The sequence below is a fragment of the Nitrosomonas sp. Nm58 genome (genome assembly GCF_900107335.1).
Classification (GTDB): Bacteria; Pseudomonadota; Gammaproteobacteria; order Burkholderiales; family Nitrosomonadaceae; genus Nitrosomonas.
This window is the reverse complement of sequence record NZ_FNPQ01000033.1, coordinates 13,589-29,510: the sequence shown is the minus strand read 5'-3', so window position 1 is coordinate 29,510 and position 15,922 is coordinate 13,589. Positions and strand designations below refer to the sequence as shown.

16 protein-coding genes are annotated in these 15,922 nt (G+C 46.2%); 14 read left to right on the top strand and 2 right to left on the bottom strand.

The window, feature by feature from the left end; genetic code table 11:
• Positions 1 to 330: 330 nt before the first annotated feature.
• Both BLW34_RS11430 and BLW34_RS11425 read left to right on the top strand, forming a co-directional pair.
• The gene (locus BLW34_RS11430; protein ID WP_090579646.1) at positions 331 to 933 is read left to right on the top strand and encodes a cytochrome P460 family protein; all 603 of its coding nucleotides are present in this window, start codon (positions 331 to 333) and stop codon (positions 931 to 933) included.
• Positions 934 to 1,262: 329 nt separating this feature from the next.
• On the top strand, positions 1,263 to 1,838 hold the full coding sequence (locus BLW34_RS11425; protein ID WP_090539134.1) for a peroxiredoxin family protein: 576 nt from the start codon (positions 1,263 to 1,265) through the stop codon (positions 1,836 to 1,838).
• Positions 1,839 to 1,856: 18 nt separating this feature from the next.
• Here the strand turns inward: BLW34_RS11425 and gloB are convergent, their stop codons facing one another.
• Positions 1,857 to 2,621, bottom strand: coding sequence for a hydroxyacylglutathione hydrolase (gene gloB, locus BLW34_RS11420; RefSeq protein WP_090579643.1), 765 nt, complete (start codon positions 2,619 to 2,621; stop codon positions 1,857 to 1,859).
• A 34-nt stretch (positions 2,622 to 2,655) separates the two neighbouring features.
• Here gloB and BLW34_RS11415 point away from each other — a divergent pair, with 34 nt between their 5' ends.
• Genes BLW34_RS11415 through dnaQ form a run of 3 tightly spaced genes read left to right on the top strand, consistent with a single transcriptional unit; the run spans position 2,656 to position 4,677 of the window.
• Positions 2,656 to 3,417, top strand: coding sequence for a class I SAM-dependent methyltransferase (locus BLW34_RS11415; protein WP_371263935.1), 762 nt, complete (start codon positions 2,656 to 2,658; stop codon positions 3,415 to 3,417).
• A gap of 55 nt (positions 3,418 to 3,472) precedes the next feature.
• The gene (rnhA, locus tag BLW34_RS11410; RefSeq protein ID WP_371263934.1) at positions 3,473 to 3,973 is read left to right on the top strand and encodes a ribonuclease HI; all 501 of its coding nucleotides are present in this window, start codon (positions 3,473 to 3,475) and stop codon (positions 3,971 to 3,973) included.
• Complete coding sequence (dnaQ, locus tag BLW34_RS11405; protein ID WP_090579637.1) at positions 3,973 to 4,677, top strand: DNA polymerase III subunit epsilon; 705 nt, start codon at positions 3,973 to 3,975, stop codon at positions 4,675 to 4,677. Before rnhA ends, dnaQ begins: the two co-directional genes overlap by 1 nt.
• Before the next feature lie 50 nt (positions 4,678 to 4,727).
• Here the strand turns inward: dnaQ and BLW34_RS11400 are convergent, their stop codons facing one another.
• A complete protein-coding gene (locus tag BLW34_RS11400; protein ID WP_090579635.1) occupies positions 4,728 to 6,113 on the bottom strand; it encodes an aspartate aminotransferase family protein in 1,386 nt (461 codons plus the stop codon).
• Positions 6,114 to 6,534: 421 nt separating this feature from the next.
• On the opposite strand from BLW34_RS11400, the gene ndk reads away from it, so the two are divergent.
• The 9 genes from ndk to der all read left to right on the top strand — a co-directional run bounded on the left by ndk (position 6,535) and on the right by der (position 15,919).
• Positions 6,535 to 6,960: a nucleoside-diphosphate kinase gene (gene ndk / locus BLW34_RS11395; protein WP_090579632.1), complete on the top strand. Its 426-nt coding sequence runs from the start codon at positions 6,535 to 6,537 to the stop codon at positions 6,958 to 6,960.
• A gap of 34 nt (positions 6,961 to 6,994) precedes the next feature.
• Entirely contained in the window at positions 6,995 to 8,143 is a 1,149-nt protein-coding gene (gene rlmN / locus BLW34_RS11390) for a dual-specificity RNA methyltransferase RlmN (RefSeq protein ID WP_256203764.1), read from the top strand.
• Complete coding sequence (gene pilW, locus BLW34_RS11385) at positions 8,140 to 8,931, top strand: type IV pilus biogenesis/stability protein PilW (protein WP_090579625.1); 792 nt, start codon at positions 8,140 to 8,142, stop codon at positions 8,929 to 8,931. Before rlmN ends, pilW begins: the two co-directional genes overlap by 4 nt.
• Positions 8,924 to 9,958, top strand: coding sequence for a RodZ domain-containing protein (locus BLW34_RS11380; RefSeq protein ID WP_090579622.1), 1,035 nt, complete (start codon positions 8,924 to 8,926; stop codon positions 9,956 to 9,958). Before pilW ends, BLW34_RS11380 begins: the two co-directional genes overlap by 8 nt.
• 52 nt (positions 9,959 to 10,010) lie before the next feature.
• Positions 10,011 to 11,255 carry a flavodoxin-dependent (E)-4-hydroxy-3-methylbut-2-enyl-diphosphate synthase gene (gene ispG / locus BLW34_RS11375; RefSeq protein ID WP_090579619.1) on the top strand — a complete coding sequence of 415 codons (1,245 nt, stop codon included), beginning with the start codon at positions 10,011 to 10,013 and terminating at the stop codon, positions 11,253 to 11,255.
• Positions 11,248 to 12,504: a histidine--tRNA ligase gene (hisS, locus tag BLW34_RS11370; RefSeq protein ID WP_090579616.1), complete on the top strand. Its 1,257-nt coding sequence runs from the start codon at positions 11,248 to 11,250 to the stop codon at positions 12,502 to 12,504. The genes ispG and hisS overlap by 8 nt, the downstream gene beginning before the upstream one ends.
• 30 nt (positions 12,505 to 12,534) lie before the next feature.
• Complete coding sequence (locus BLW34_RS11365) at positions 12,535 to 13,179, top strand: tetratricopeptide repeat protein (RefSeq protein ID WP_090579614.1); 645 nt, start codon at positions 12,535 to 12,537, stop codon at positions 13,177 to 13,179.
• Between the two features lie 33 nt (positions 13,180 to 13,212).
• Entirely contained in the window at positions 13,213 to 14,409 is a 1,197-nt protein-coding gene (gene bamB / locus BLW34_RS11360; protein WP_256203763.1) for an outer membrane protein assembly factor BamB, read from the top strand.
• Between the two features lie 103 nt (positions 14,410 to 14,512).
• A complete protein-coding gene (gene der, locus BLW34_RS11355) occupies positions 14,513 to 15,919 on the top strand; it encodes a ribosome biogenesis GTPase Der (protein WP_090579649.1) in 1,407 nt (468 codons plus the stop codon).
• The last annotated feature ends 3 nt before the right edge of the window (positions 15,920 to 15,922 follow it).

Below are 15,922 nucleotides of genomic sequence, written 5' to 3'. Positions count from 1 at the left end.
GTCCAGCGGAGCCTGACTCCTCTAGTGATGAAGCTCTTTCCTAAAATCGTTTCATCATAAGGAATTCCGATTCCTTTTACAGCTTTTCTTGCGTCCAACTCACGTTATCTAAGCATCACTTATTTGTGTGTTTGAGGTTAAGAGCTTTAATTGTAAGATTTTTTTAGCTATACAATAAAATTTTCACAGCTATCATTGGGTGTGGTAAGTGTGATAAATTCTTGCCTTGACGTGGCGTGCAGCTCTGTCTAACATAAAAAAGTAATCTTTGTTTATAACTGTTTTCTGGATTTTCTGGACATTCTAATTTAATTACTTTAGGGATTGATTATGTCGCGGTTTAAAAGAACGTTGTTAAGTGGTTTTGCGCCATTATTGTTATCAAGTCTGTTGATTGGTCAGGCAACTTCTGTTACTGCCGGTGAGCACGATGAGCATCATGGACATGTAAAAACGTATGCTCATTTCAACAAAGAAGGAGAGTTGCTAACCCCAAGAAATTATCGTGAATGGATTTTCGTCGGTTCGCCCGTGACACCCAAAGACATGAACGATGATAATCCAGCATTTCCCGAGTTTCACAATGTGTACATTGATCCTGCAAGCTGGGCGCACTGGAAAAAAACTGGTAAATTCCGTGATGGTACTATTATCGTCAAGGAGTTGGTTAGTGTCGGCACCAAAGAAGCACCCAGTGGCAAGGGTTACTTTCAGGGTGAATACCTTGGCATAGCTGCTACAGTAAAGGATTCGAAGCGTTTTGCTGATCGACCCAACAATTGGGCATACTTTGGCTATGAAAGCTATGAAAGCAAGAGTGCCGCCCCACAAGCTGATAAATCTTGCAATACTTGTCATAAAGAAAATGCCGCTGAAGACCATGTGTTTACCCAGTACTACCCGGTATTGCGTGCTGGCAAGCCTGGGAAGTGAGCAAAGCAGCTTGGCAAGTTGATAAACAGGAGAGAGGGTTTGCCAAGGCTATAATAGTTACCTCTAAGCTTTGGAATGAGAAGGGTATTTTATTCTTGGCACAGAATAATTTGCCCTTCCTTTTTTAATAAAATTTAAAGAGATAGGTATGCGGGTTGTTTATATTCGTATCTATTGCTTTCTAATGCCCTTATCTCTAAATGAAGGATGATGCGACGGTAAGCTAGATAGTATGGACAATACGGTAAGGAGAAGCCGACAAAGCAAGTTTTGCTTTAGAATTGGCGTAATATGCAGCTTCTAAAACAAAAGCAAGAGGTAGTTAATTAATGAAAACTAATCAAGCGGTTGAAAAAATTCTGGCGCCAGAGCTCCAGACAGTGGGTTGGCTCAATACTCCTCACCCTATTACACTTACTTCATTGCGCGGTAAGGTTGTGTTGTTGCATGCTTTTCAGATGCTATGCCCTGGTTGTGTGCAGGTTGGCATTCCTCAAACGCAACGGATATTCGAAGAATTTAATCCAGATCAAGTTGCCGTGATTGGCCTCCATACGGTCTTTGAGCATCATTCAGTTATGGGTCGTGAAGCGCTTGAAGTATTTTCCTATGAATATCGATTACGCTTTCCAATCGGGATCGATAAACCGAGCGATCAGCACGTCATTCCGCACACCATGATGACCTATCAGATGCAAGGTACACCCACGACTATCTTAATTGATAAAACTGGTCATCTGCGTTTGCACAAATTTGGTCATGTCAATGATTTTATATTGGGCGTATCTATAGGGACATTGCTGGCGGAAGAGATTGACGAAACGGGACTCGTACAATCTGCTCCTCAAAGTAAACAAAGTGACGCTGAATCTGCGAGTTGTGGTTCAGATGGTTGCCCAGTTTAACTATATAAATTCTGAGAATTAAAATGTATCTTTCCATTTGCGAATTTCTGTAAAAACACTGATGGAGTCTGGCAGTATTTTGCCAGAATGCTGGTTAGCAGCGTGAATGATGGCTGGCTGAGTACATCGCAAAAAAGGATTCGTCTCTTTTTCGATGGCTAACGTTGAGGGAAGCGTGGGGGTATTATGCTTTCTTTGTGCTTCTATTTCGTTTGCGCGTTGTGCTAAGACTGGGTTATCAGCATCGACCACCTTTGCAAAGCGGACATTGGACAGCGTGTATTCATGAGTGCAGTAGACAAGAGTTTCATTAGGCAGATTGGCTAGTTTCTGTAATGAAGCATACATCTGTTGTGCGGTGCCTTCAAAAATGCGTCCACAACCACAGGCAAACAGGGTGTCGCCACAAAATAACGATTTTCCGCCATAATACGCAATATGGCCTGCCGTATGGCCGGGTATATCCAGTACGGCAAGATCAAGTGATAGCTCAGTTAGGTGGAGAGTATCCCCCTCTCTGAGACCGTGTGTCAGCCCGGGAATATTTTCATTTGCGGGACCATACACTGGCATGGTAAATGCCTGCAATAAGGTAACATTGCCTGCGGTATGATCGTGATGATGGTGCGTGCTGAGGATGGCGATGGGTTGCAATTTCTGTTGCTGGAGATAGGTTAGCACGGGCGTTGCGCTTCCCGGATCGACAATGGCAGCGTAATGCTGATCATGAATTATCCAGATATAGTTGTCTTTAAAGGCGCGAACAGGGTAAATATTGAGCATGGTGTTTCTCTCGGTTTAGTTACAGTATATATTTATGATGAGATTGAGCGCTAACAATATCATGACTCTCTCCACGCAAGCGCAGGACATGCAGCAATGGTTTGCAACCTCACTGGGCCAATATTTGTTGGCAGAGGAGCAGAGCTATTTTGATCAAGCGGTTATCAATATTTTTGGCTATCACGCTTTGCAAATCGGATTTTCTCAGTTTAATTTTTTGCGCGCTAATCGTATCCCTTTTCAGTTTCGCCTGGGCATCAGCCATGGTGCATCCTTCCATGCGTTACCTGATTTTCTGCCAATCGACAGTGGCAGTATGGATCTGGTTTTGTTGCCGCATGTATTGGAGTTCAATTCTAATCCACATCAGATTCTTCGCGAAGTGCACCGTGTTTTGATGCCAGAGGGCCATGTCGTAATCAGTGGTTTTAATCCGTTCAGCCTTTGGGGGGCGCACCAGTATTTGAAGGCAGCGAAAAATGAATTTCCGTGGTGGGGTCGATTTATCGCGTTATCTCGGCTCAAGGATTGGTTGAAACTGCTTGATTTCGAGATTGTCGGGGGGCGACTCGGCTGCTATGTTCCTCCCTTTAGTAAAGAAAGATGGATAAAGCGTTTTCATTTTATGGAGGCTGCGGGGGATCGTTGGTGGCCGATTTCGGGGGGTGTTTATTTCTTACAGGCGATCAAGCAAATCCATGGTATGCGTATCATTAAGCCTTGCTGGGAAAATAGCTTGGCTAGCAAAAGAAAGATTGCTCCGGTGACGCAGAAATTCAGAGATACTGTGGAGTGAGTATAATCACGCTCGATTATTAATCATCAAGTAAAAATACAAATCAGAGATGAACATGCAAGACGCTACATGCGTGGTGGAGATTTTTACCGATGGTGCCTGCAAGGGCAATCCTGGTATTGGTGGCTGGGGGGTTTTGCTAAAATACCAGGGAGGGGCGCAGGAATTATTTGGTGGTGAAGAAAGGACTACCAATAATCGGATGGAATTGCTCGCGGCAATTCGTGCATTGCAGGCATTAGCATCGCTGCCTGTTTTAGGGGAATCTTGCAAAATACAGCTTCATACTGATTCCCAGTATGTCCAGAAAGGAATCAGTGAGTGGATACACGGCTGGAAAAGAAAAGGATGGCGCACGGCTGACAGGAAGCCAGTGAAGAATGAAGAATTATGGAGAGAGCTTGATCAATTGGCGCAGCAATATCAAATTGAGTGGTTCTGGGTGCGGGGGCATGCTGGCCATGACGGTAATGAGCGAGCAGACGAGCTGGCTAATCGGGGAGTTGAATCGGTGATCCCAAGAAAGAGTAACTTAGGTGGTAAGGTAGGCGATTGATGCGGCAAATTTTTCTGGATACTGAGACAACCGGCTTAGATCCTAAATTGGGTCACCGCATTGTTGAAATAGCGGCGATTGAAATGTGCAACCGGCAATTGACAGGCCGTCATTTTCATTACTACCTGAATCCCGAACGGGAAAGCGATGCGAGCGCGCTCCAAATCCATGGTCTGACTAGAGCGTTTTTGCAAGACAAACATAAATTTCGTGATATTTGTAAAGCCTTTCTGGAATTCATCGGGGATGCGGAGCTTCTTATTCATAATGCACCGTTTGATGTAGGATTTCTCGATCATGAGTTAGGGTTGATCAGGTTGCAACCTCTGAAAAATTACTGCACCGAGATTACTGATACCCTTGTTCTCGCCAAAGAGATGCATCCTGGTAAACGGAATAACCTGGATGCGTTGTGCGAGCGCTATCAGATTGATCATTCGAGGCGCACCTTACATGGCGCATTACTGGATGCGGAGCTTTTGGCCGAAGTCTATTTGGCTATGACCAGAGGGCAAGAAAGTTTATTGATGGAATTGGATATCGCGCCATTGTCAATCGATACAGCAGTCAGTGTGGAAAATCTGCATTTGACTGTACTGTCTGCTAGTGAGCAAGAGCTTGAGTTACACGTGCGGCAACTTGAGCATATTGATAAAGAAAGTAAAGGAAAGTGCTTGTGGAAACATGCGGAATTCAGCGCATAGTGATGAAATCACATATATCATATGCGATCTCATGCTTTTTTATAAAATCGTTAGGTGCCGGCTTTTATTCGCAAAGCCTTGATTGCAAGTGTTCTGCCCAAATCCCAAACTGCAGCCGGACCGCGATGTGCGTCACTGACAACGTTTTTAACTGCGTCTACGATCCACTTTATATCGGATTCGGTAAGAATGAGTGGCGGAATAAACTTGACGATATTCATGCCGCGGCCCGCTACCTGGGACAGAATACGATGCCGGGAAAACAAGGGGACAGTAATCATTTGCGAGAACAATCCCTTGTTAGCCGCTTCCAGCATTTTCCAGGACATTCTCAGAGATAGACTTTTCGGTTCAGTAAATTCTAAGGCAATCATCATGCCTTTTCCCCGGATTTCCTTCAGGCATTCATATTCTCCGACAAGGGGCCGCAGTGCTTCGATGATTGCTTGCCCAGATTGAGCAGATTTTTCGATCAGATTTTCTGATTCCAGTACCTCGAGGGTGGCTAATCCGGCTGCCATGGCAAGATTATTTTTGCCGAAGGTACTGCCATGAACAACAGCCCGGTCCATACGATTGAAAACACGATCAAAGATCCATTCCTTGCAGATCAGTGCACCGATGGGAACGAATCCTCCTGACAGTGCTTTTGCCATGCAGAGAATATCTGGAACAACCGACCAGTGTTCTACGGCCCACCATTTGCCAGTGCGTCCCAATCCTGTTTGTACTTCATCCGCTATAAATAATGCACCATAACGACGAGTCAGCTCAGCAGCTTCTGGTAAATAACGATCATCCGGTATCCAGACACCATGCCCTTGTATCGGCTCGGTAATAAAGGCGGCGACATCTTTTTGGGAGAGCGCTTCTTCTAAAGCGGCCAGATCTCCGAATGGAATCTCAATAAAATCTGGTAAAAGTGGACCAAATCCTTGCTTGTAGTGAGAATCTCCGGTAGCCGAAAGTGAACCGAGGCTGAGACCGTGATAACCTCCCTGACAGTAAATAATTTTGGATTTGCCTGTTGCATAACGGCTAAATTTAATTGCAGCTTCGATCGTTTCAGTTCCAGAGTTGGCAAAGAAAACGCGCTCCAAACCTTCTGGACTGATGGCCACCAGCTTTTCGGCGAGTAACCCGGACAACAACGATACATCCAATTGTACGAGATTAGGGAGATCTGCACTGAGAACATCTTTAAGCACCTGGACAATTTTCGGGTGATTGCGTCCGAGCGCAAAGACACCGAAGCCACTCAGCAAATCAAGGTAGCGATTGCCTCGATCGTCAAAAAGGTAGGCCCCCTCAGCTTTTACATAATGGCGATCAAAGCCTATTGTTTTGAGCACTTTCACCATCTGGCTATTGAGATAATGATCGTGTAAAGCGAAATTCTCTTTGCCGCGTTGCTGAATGAGTTCCTGAATATTCATAAACCAGGCTCTGTGACAAGGTTGCATGTGAAAAGTTGAAAAAACATGTTTGAATCTTGTGGGATCAGGGGGATTTTTTCTAGTTTAGAGACCTTATTATTGATATTTAAACGGAGGTGGCAATGACGCGGAAAATACCATGAATGTGTCTGATATTCAGATAGTAAGTTAAGGAAAATGCAAGGTCTAGGGCGGTTCATGCTGAGCGACCAGGAGTGCTTTCTTTTGAAAGTCATGACATTATCCTTGTCTAGTCCTCAGGCTGTCAATACTGAAGTGAGATGAGTTAATTAAATGGGATGCGCATGATTATTTGGCCATTCATAACATCTTGTCTTAAGCGCTCTTTTTCAGAATCTGTATGTATATTTTTTGTTAGAATACCCCTTTATTTTGATCTGTTAATTTCGTGGAGTATTTAATGGCTGTTGAAAGAACGTTGTCTATTATTAAACCGGATGCAGTTGCAAAAAATGTCATTGGCCAGATTTATTCGAGATTTGAGGAGGCCGGGTTAAGAATTATCGCTGCGCGTATGATGCAGCTATCCCGAATTGAGGCTGAGACCTTCTATGGGGTTCATCGAGGGCGCCCTTTTTTCAATGATCTGGTGGAATTTATGACTTCTGGACCTGTCATGATTCAGGTGCTTGAAGGAGAAGACGCTATCAGAAAGAACCGTGAATTGATGGGAGCAACAGATCCACAGAAAGCTGAAAAAGGAACTATCCGTGCTGATTTCGCGGAAAATATCGATGCGAATGCGGTGCATGGTTCTGATGCGCCTGAGACTGCGGCAGTGGAAATCGCCTGCTTTTTTCCTGCTTTAGATATTTATTCACGTTAAAAATAGTCTATAACCAGGGTAACTTGGTATGAATGTGGCGATTAATTTACTTGATCTTGATTCGGCGGGTCTTGCGCGTTTCTGCATGGATATTGGAGAAAAACCCTATCGTGCAAAACAATTGTTGCGCTGGATACATCAATTAGGCATGTCAGATTTTGCGGAGATGAGTGATCTGGCAAAAGCATTTCGGGAGAAGCTTGCTGCGCTTGCCATCATTCAATCACCCGAAGTTATCAATGATCACATCGCTGCAGATGGCACCCGGAAATGGTTATTATCGACGGGTGTCGGCAATGCTGTAGAAATGGTTTTCATTCCTGAGGTTAATCGTGGCACGCTCTGTATTTCCAGTCAGGTGGGGTGCGCGCTGGCATGTAGTTTCTGTTCGACTGGCAAGCAAGGTTTTAATCGTAATCTAACGGTTGCGGAGATCATTGGTCAGTTGTGGTGGGCAAATAAGATGCTCAAAACTGAAAGTGATCATGAAGCTTGTTTTACGCCAGAAAGTGTTGTCAATGGAAGGATACACGATCAGAAAAAAAACGCTGCTCGGGCGATTAGCAATGTTGTACTAATGGGTATGGGTGAACCATTGGCCAATTTTGAAAATGTCGTTACGGCATTGGATTTGATGCTCGATGATAGTGCTTATGGATTATCCAGGCGGAGAGTAACGGTCAGTACTTCCGGTCTGGTGCCCGCAATGGATCGGTTGCGCGAGCGCTGCCCCGTGGCTTTGGCAGTTTCTTTGCATGCACCCAATGATACATTGCGTGATCAATTGGTGCCGATTAATAAGAAGTATCCAATCAAGATGTTGTTGGCTGCATGTGAGCGTTATCTTCAAGCTGCGCCTAGAGACTTTATTACATTCGAATACGTCATGCTTAACGGCGTAAATGACAGCGTGGAGCATGCGCATGAGTTGGTGCGACTGGTAAAAAAAATTCCCTGTAAGCTGAATCTGATCCCGTTTAATTCCTTTTCTGGATCGGGTTATAAGCGTTCATCATCAGAAGCGATTCGAGTTTTTCGTGATGTGTTGATGCAAGCAGATATCATGACCACGGTGCGTAAAACACGAGGTGATGATATCGATGCAGCTTGTGGTCAATTGGCTGGGCAGGTGCTGGATAAAACCCGGCGAACAAATCGTGGCATGGCAAGAGTAACAGGGTGAGAAAGGTGCTGGCTGGTTTGGTGGGAGTGTTTGTGGTGCTGATCACGGGGTGCACGCAATCACCCGTTAAAGAGACAGCACAGGCTTCGGAAGAGGCAAGAAAGCGAGCGCAACAAAGTGCGAAAATTCATACGGAACTAGCTGGACAATATTACAGTCGCGGTCGGTACAGAGTGGCAATGGAAGAAGCTGAAATCGCATTACGGACAAACCCAAATTATGCGCCGGCCTATAATGTACTCGGATTAGTATATATGGATTTGCGCGAAGATGGGCGTGCGCGATGGAATTTTGAGCATGCGCTCAAAATTGCACCTAACGACTCTGACAGCCATAATAACTTTGGCTGGTTTCTTTGTCAGCGCCAGCCTGAACAGATGGATCTGGCAGTGGACCATTTTATGAGTGCAATCAGAGATCCCCTTTACGAAATGCCTGAAAAAACATACTCGAATGCAGGAATTTGTGTGCTTAAACGTAATGAATTCGAACGCGCTAAAGTATTCTTCCAGAAAGCCTTGGTCATTCGCCCCAACTATCCACTGGCAGTACTTGGGTTAATTGAGATCGATTTCAAGCGTGGTAATCTCAAAACAGCTAAATCAAGCATTACTTCCTATATGCAGACTTATCCACTTACGCCGGAAAGTTTATGGCTGGCCATTCAAATTGAACATGCAATCGGAGATTATCAGGCTGAGACCAGCTATGCTTCTCAGTTACAAAGGCGTTTTCCTGATTCCAGTGAGGCGATGGCGTTGCGTGAAGGGAGATTAAATCATGAATGATGGTTCCAAAAATGGACTAGAAGCGTTTGATACCCATCTAGAAGGGGCGATCTCTTCTGATGGCGGCGTTCGTGAAAGCACACTTGTTCAGATTGATGGACGTGAGGCTAGTATTGAGGCGTCCAGCAAGAAGCTTGCTGGTCATGGGGCAAGTGCAGGAGAAGAGTTTAATGCAGTAATTGGGTACGGACAGCGACTACGTGCTGAAAGACTGAGGCGCGGCTTGAGTGTAGGTGAGGTGGCGAGGCGATTGCGATTGTCAATACAGCAAATAAATGCCCTTGAGGAAGAGGATTACAGTAAGCTTCCTTCCGGTACATTCTTACGAGGCTTTGTTCGTAATTATGGTAGCTTGCTACAGCTTGACACTAATTCATTGCTTCGTTTATTGACTCAATCCGCGCCCCTGCTGGCTCATCAAGGTCCCGCAAGGCAGGTAAAAACGACTCCACTGGTTTCGTCGAAACGAGCGGGTGGCGCGCGCGGAGTATTGCTATCGGCTATAGTTTTAATGCTGACTTTGTTGGGTTACGGTGTGTATCAGAGCGGAGATTGGGGGCAAGAGTCGGTTATGGAGCATGATATTGATGCAAATGCTTCGTTTGATTCGCAAGCAGAAAATGGTCAGGTCACAATGGAATTATTGCTGCCACAGACACCTTCAATTCTTTCGCGCAGCATGAGCGGCATGGGGCCATCAGAGAAGAGTCCATCAGGAATCGTGCTTGCTCCGGTCATGTCGGCGGTGGCCGAGCCTGCTGTAACCGAGGTGATTGAGAGTAATGAAAAAATACTGCATTTCATTTTTTCCAAGGAGTCATGGGTGGAGATAAAGGACAGCAATAGAAAAGTGATTTTTGTCAAAACGAATGCCAAAGGTACGGAGCAAGTGATAAAAGGGATACCACCTTTGTATTTAGTGATTGGTAATGCTACGGGCGTTAATCTTACCTATAATGGCAAGCTGGTCGATCTAGCTCCCTATACCCGGAGAAACGATGATGTAGCTCGTTTTTCACTTGAATAAATTTCTCGTTTTGTTTGTCAAATTTTAGTTCTTTTTCAGGCTTTATAGAATAATGTCTCAAAATAATATTTCTTTGCCCCGGCGCAGAAGTGTTGGGGTTCGCGTAGATTCAATTATGATCGGTGGTAATGCACCTGTCGTTGTACAATCGATGACTAATACTGATACAGCAGATGAAGTGGCTACCGCCATACAGGTTGCGCAATTGGCGCATGCTGGTTCAGAACTGGTGCGAATTACAGTCAATACTGCAGAAGCAGCCAATGCAGTGCCAGCAATTCGTGCAAGATTGGACAATATGGGCTGTCATGTGCCACTGGTAGGCGACTTTCATTTTAATGGCCACAAATTACTGACCGCCTACCCGGATTGCGCCAGAGCATTGGCCAAGTATCGTATCAATCCAGGAAATGTAGGTCATGGCAAGAAGCGCGATGAGCAGTTTGCTACACTGATTGAGATAGCTTGTAAATACGACAAGCCTGTGCGAATTGGCGTCAATTGGGGTAGTTTGGATCCGGAAATGCTGGCGCGCATCATGGATGAAAATGCCAAATCTGCTGAACCAATGGATGCTGGTCAAGTAATGCGCAAGGCTCTCATTACTTCTGCTTTGGAGAGCGCAACCAAGGCTGAAGAGCTTGGGCTTCCACGAGATCACATCGTGCTGTCTTGCAAGGTAAGCGGTGTGCAAGACTTGATAGCGGTTTATCGTGAGCTGGCAGCTCAGTGTGATTACGCACTGCACCTGGGGTTGACAGAGGCAGGGATGGGGTCGAAGGGGATCGTTGCATCGACTGCAGCATTGTCGGTGCTGTTGTTTGAAGGGATAGGCGATACCATACGGATATCACTGACGCCTGAGCCTGGAGGGGATCGCACGCGTGAGGTCATCGTGGCGCAGGAAATCCTGCAGACAATGGGTTTGCGGGCATTTGTTCCGCTGGTGGCAGCATGCCCAGGTTGCGGACGAACAACGAGTACTTATTTTCAAGAGTTAGCTGAAAGTATCCAAGCTTATGTGCGAGAGCAAATGACCACCTGGCGTGAACAATATGATGGAGTGGAAAACATGACGCTGGCGGTGATGGGATGCGTGGTCAATGGTCCGGGGGAAAGTAAGCATGCCAATATTGGTATTAGCTTGCCTGGCTCAGGAGAAAATCCGGTGGCACCGGTTTATGTGGATGGACAAAAGACAGTCACCCTGAAGGGAGACAACATCGCGGGCGAATTTCGTCACATCGTTGATGAATATGTACGCACCAAATACCAAAGAAAATCAATCCATGCCTAATGTGATTCAGGCTATCCGCGGGATGAATGATATCCTGCCAGATGAAGCGCATCGTTGGGAGTTTTTCGAGGATACCGTGCGTACCTGGCTCGCCAGTTATGGTTACCGTAATATTCGTACCCCCATCGTCGAGCAGACTGATTTATTCATACGCTCGATCGGTGCGGTGACTGATATCGTCGAAAAGGAAATGTACACGTTTGTGGACCATCTTAATGGAGATAGTCTGACATTGCGTCCGGAAGGCACGGCTTCCTGTGTGCGTGCAGTACTTGAGCATAATCTTCTTTATGCAGGGCCGCAGAGATTATATTACTATGGACCGATGTTTCGGCATGAACGTCCACAAAAAGGGCGGTACCGGCAATTTCACCAAGTTGGCGTGGAGGCGCTGGGATATGCGGGCGCTGATATCGATGCAGAGCTGATCATCATGTGCGCGCGGCTTTGGCGTCAATTGGGCATTTCAGGTGTACACCTGGAAATTGGCACGCTCGGCAGCACCGAATCACGTGCCATTTATCGGGCAAGACTCATCAAGTATTTTGAGCAGTATTGGGATGAACTGGATGAAGATGCACGCAGGCGCCTGCATAGCAATCCCCTGCGTATCCTGGATAGTAAGAATCCGCTCATGCGCGAAATCCTGCTTGGAGCACCACGGTTATTGGATGATCTGGATGAGGAATCACTAAAGCATTTTGAAGCGTTGCAGCGAGTGCTGCACGAGCAAGGTGTTGATTTTGAGATTAATCTCCAGCTTGTGAGGGGATTAGATTATTACAATCGCACCGTATTCGAATGGGTGACCGATAAGCTGGGTGCGCAAGGGACGATATGCGCAGGAGGGCGCTATGATGGGTTGATCGCGCAAATGGGCGGAAAGCCGGTGCCTGCCTGTGGGTTTGCGATGGGAATTGAACGAATTCTTGCTTTGATAGGCGAAAGTGAAATTCCAAACCCTGCCGTCGATATTTATGTTGCTCATCAGGGAGAGATCGCTGCGAATTTTTCCTGGAAAGCAGTAGAATGGTTTCGTAATGAAGGGCTCAGCGTTATTTTGCATTGCGGCGGCGGAAGTTTTAAATCGCAAATGAAGAAAGCGGATGCCAGTGGCGCTCGTTTTGCTGTCATTATTGGTGATGATGAAGCAAAAGCAGGGGAAGTGAGCATCAAGCCGTTGCGTGAGGCAGCTGAGCAGGTGAGAATAGGGCTAGCGGAAGCAGGCCCACTACTCAAACGAATTTAATAGTTAATTATCTAGGCAGGTCAAGAAAAAATGGCAGCTTATAATCCGGAAGAACAGGAAAAAATAGAAGGGCTAAAAGCCTGGTGGGCAGCACATGGTAATACGATGATTATTGTCGTAACAACCTTGATTGCAACGATCGTCGGAACGCAGACATGGAATTATTATAAAAGGCAGCAAGCACAGCAGGCTGCTGACTTGTTTGCTGTATTGCAACAGCAAGTTGAGAAAAATAGTAGCTCCGGGAAGATTAATGACGCCGCGCATTTGTTGATGGAGGGCTTCCCTGCTAGCGGGTATGCTTCACGCGCAGCTCTGATTGCAGCGCATGCAAATATCAATGCTGGTGAGATACAAGGAGCTAAAAGTAAACTGCAGTGGATTCTGGATGTGAGTAAGGAGTCGGAGATAAAGGATATCGCGCGATTACGCCTTGCTGGCATATTGTTGGATGAGAAAAAATATGATGAAGCTCTGAGTCTGCTAAATGCTCAGCATGGGGAATCTTTTACGGGACTTTATACTGATTTGAAAGGGGATATCCTCACTGCATCGGGGAAAATAGCTGAAGCACGTACGGCTTATCAACAAGCAATCGATAAATTGGGTGGTGGTAGAAGCGCCTATCAGAATATTGTCCAGATGAAGCTGGATGCCTTGAGAGAGACCAAGTAGTAGGTGATCGTCAATTTGCATCTGGAGTATCTTTTGTTGCTTAGAGCAGGAGGTTTCTTCTTACAACACCTCGTATTATCCGTTGTGTTGATTTTACTAACCGGATGCGCCAGTATGGGTGATCTGGGGATTAGTAATTTTGTTGATCTATTGAGTAATAAAGATGAAGTTGAGATTAATGAGGAGGAAATTGCGGCATTAAAAGCACTGCCTCAGATACCGATATTGTGGCAGCTCGGCCTGAATAAGAGCGAGATAGCCGTATTCTCTCCCATTTATGAGAATGGTGCAGTATACGCGGCTGATGCAAAAGGACAGCTGGTTCGCCTTGATCCTGCTACTGGAAAAGAGAACTGGCAGGTAGAGACTGAGCATAAGTTATCAGGGGGAGTGGGTGCAGGCCATGGAATGATCCTGATTGGAACATTTAAGGGTGAAGTGCTTGCGTTTGACGAAATGGGTAATGAGCGCTGGAAAGCGCGCGTGACCAGCGAAGTATTAAGTCCGCCCCAGGTCGATAGCGGTGTCGTGATTGCACGGAGCGGTGATGGCAGGATTTTTGGATTAGATGCGGCGGATGGCAAACGTAAATGGGTTTATCAAGGGCCTACGCCTGCATTGACGATGAGAAATTTTACCAGCGTGTTAATTTATCGAGGTGCTGTATTTGCTGGATTAGCCGGTGGCAAGCTGATAGCCATGAATTTAGTAAACGGCAATGTAGGCTGGGAGGCGACTGTTTCACAACCACGCGGGGTCACCGAGCTGGAGCGTATGACGGATATTGCTGGTCTACCCGTTATTGATGATCAACAAGTTTGTGCCGTAGCCTATAATGGGCGCATTGCCTGCTTTGAGATCGCGGATGGTAATCAGATTTGGGCGAGAGATGCATCTAGCAATGTTGGTCTTACTATGGATAACAACAATGTCTATGTAAGTGAAGATCGTGGTGCAGTCGTCGCTTATGACAAAAGAAGTGGTGCCATGATGTGGAAGCAGGCTAAACTGGGTAGCCGTAAATTATCTGCGCCCTTAGTTGTTCGTGGTGCACTCTTGGCAGTGGGTGATGCAGAAGGTAACGTCTCGCTACTCAGGCGTCATGATGGCAGTCTGGTGGCACGAGCGGCCACGGATGGCAGTGCTATTTTGAGCCGTCCGGAGTATATTCCTGATGGGTTTGTCGTGCAGACCTCAAAGGGTGGAATTTACGCTTTTGCTGCGCAGTAACGGTTGTTGGTAATCCACTCTTCACAATAAATTTCAGAGATGCTTTCTTCCAGTAATGGGAGAGCGCATGCATTTTTTTCAGCCATTATCATTTCCTATAATCATGAAACCTACGCTTGTGCTGGTTGGGCGACCCAATGTCGGTAAATCAACACTGTTTAATCGTCTCACGCGCAGTCGTGATGCCATCGTGGCAGACATTCCAGGGTTGACCCGTGATCGGCATTATGGTCATGGCAAGATAGGCGATAAGCCTTATATCGTTGTAGATACGGGCGGTTTTGAACCTGTTGTAAAGTCGGGCGTGCTGCATGCGATGGCGAAGCAGACATTGCAGGCAGTCGATGAAGCGGATATTGTTTTGTTTGTGGTTGATGGCCGGCAAGGATTGACGCCGCATGACAAGATTATTGCGGAGCATCTGCGTCAAACAGGTCGCAAAATTCTGCTGGTAGTGAATAAAACTGAAGGAATGAGAACCGCTATTGTCACCTCGGAGTTTTATGAACTCGGTCTGGGTGAGCCTTGTGCAATTTCAGCTATTCATGGCGATCATGTGGGTGAACTGGTCGAATTGGCTTTGGCCGATTTTCTTCCTCAGCCAGAAGAAATTGAGGAGAGAGCGGAAAAATATCCCAAAATCGCCATTGTCGGACGGCCCAACGTAGGCAAGTCCACGCTGATCAATACATTGCTGGGTGAAGAGCGTGTCATTGCATTTGATCAGCCGGGTACGACCCGGGACAGTATTTATATTGATTTTGAGTACCGTCAGCATCATTACACTTTGATCGATACAGCGGGTCTGCGTCGTCGAGGCAAAGTATTCGAGACGATCGAGAAATTTTCAGTCATCAAAACACTGCAAGCCATCGAGGATGCAAATGTAGTGGTCCTGGTTCTTGATGCAAGAAATGATATTTCTGACCAGGATGCCCATATTGCCGGATTTATTCTGGAAACGGGCAGAGCATTGGTCATCGCTATAAATAAGTGGGATGGTCTGGATGATTATCAGCGAGACGCTGTCAAGCGGGAGATAGCACGAAAGTTCGCGTTTCTTGATTTTGCTAAATATCACTACATTTCTGCGTTACAGGGAAGCGGCATAAAAGGATTATTTCCATCGATTAATACCGCTTATACCGCCGCAATGGCGAATTTGCCCACACCCAAGCTGACACGTGCTTTGCTGGCAGCTGTCGCAAAACAATCTCCTCCACGGGGAGGGATGTCTCGTCCCAAATTGCGCTATGCTCACCAGGGAGGCTCCAATCCTCCCTTAATCATTATTCATGGCAGCATGCTGGATCATGTGCCAGAAACTTACCGCCGCTACCTGGAAAGCACATTTCGTGAAACTTTCCGGCTGGAAGGTACGCCGTTACGCGTAGAATTCAGGACAGGCCATAATCCCTACGCCAATAAAAAACCTGCGCCACCGACCGAAGAAGAAGCCCGACGTGCGCATAATCGCCGTCGCCGGAACAGAAAGAAATATGGTCGATGAGAT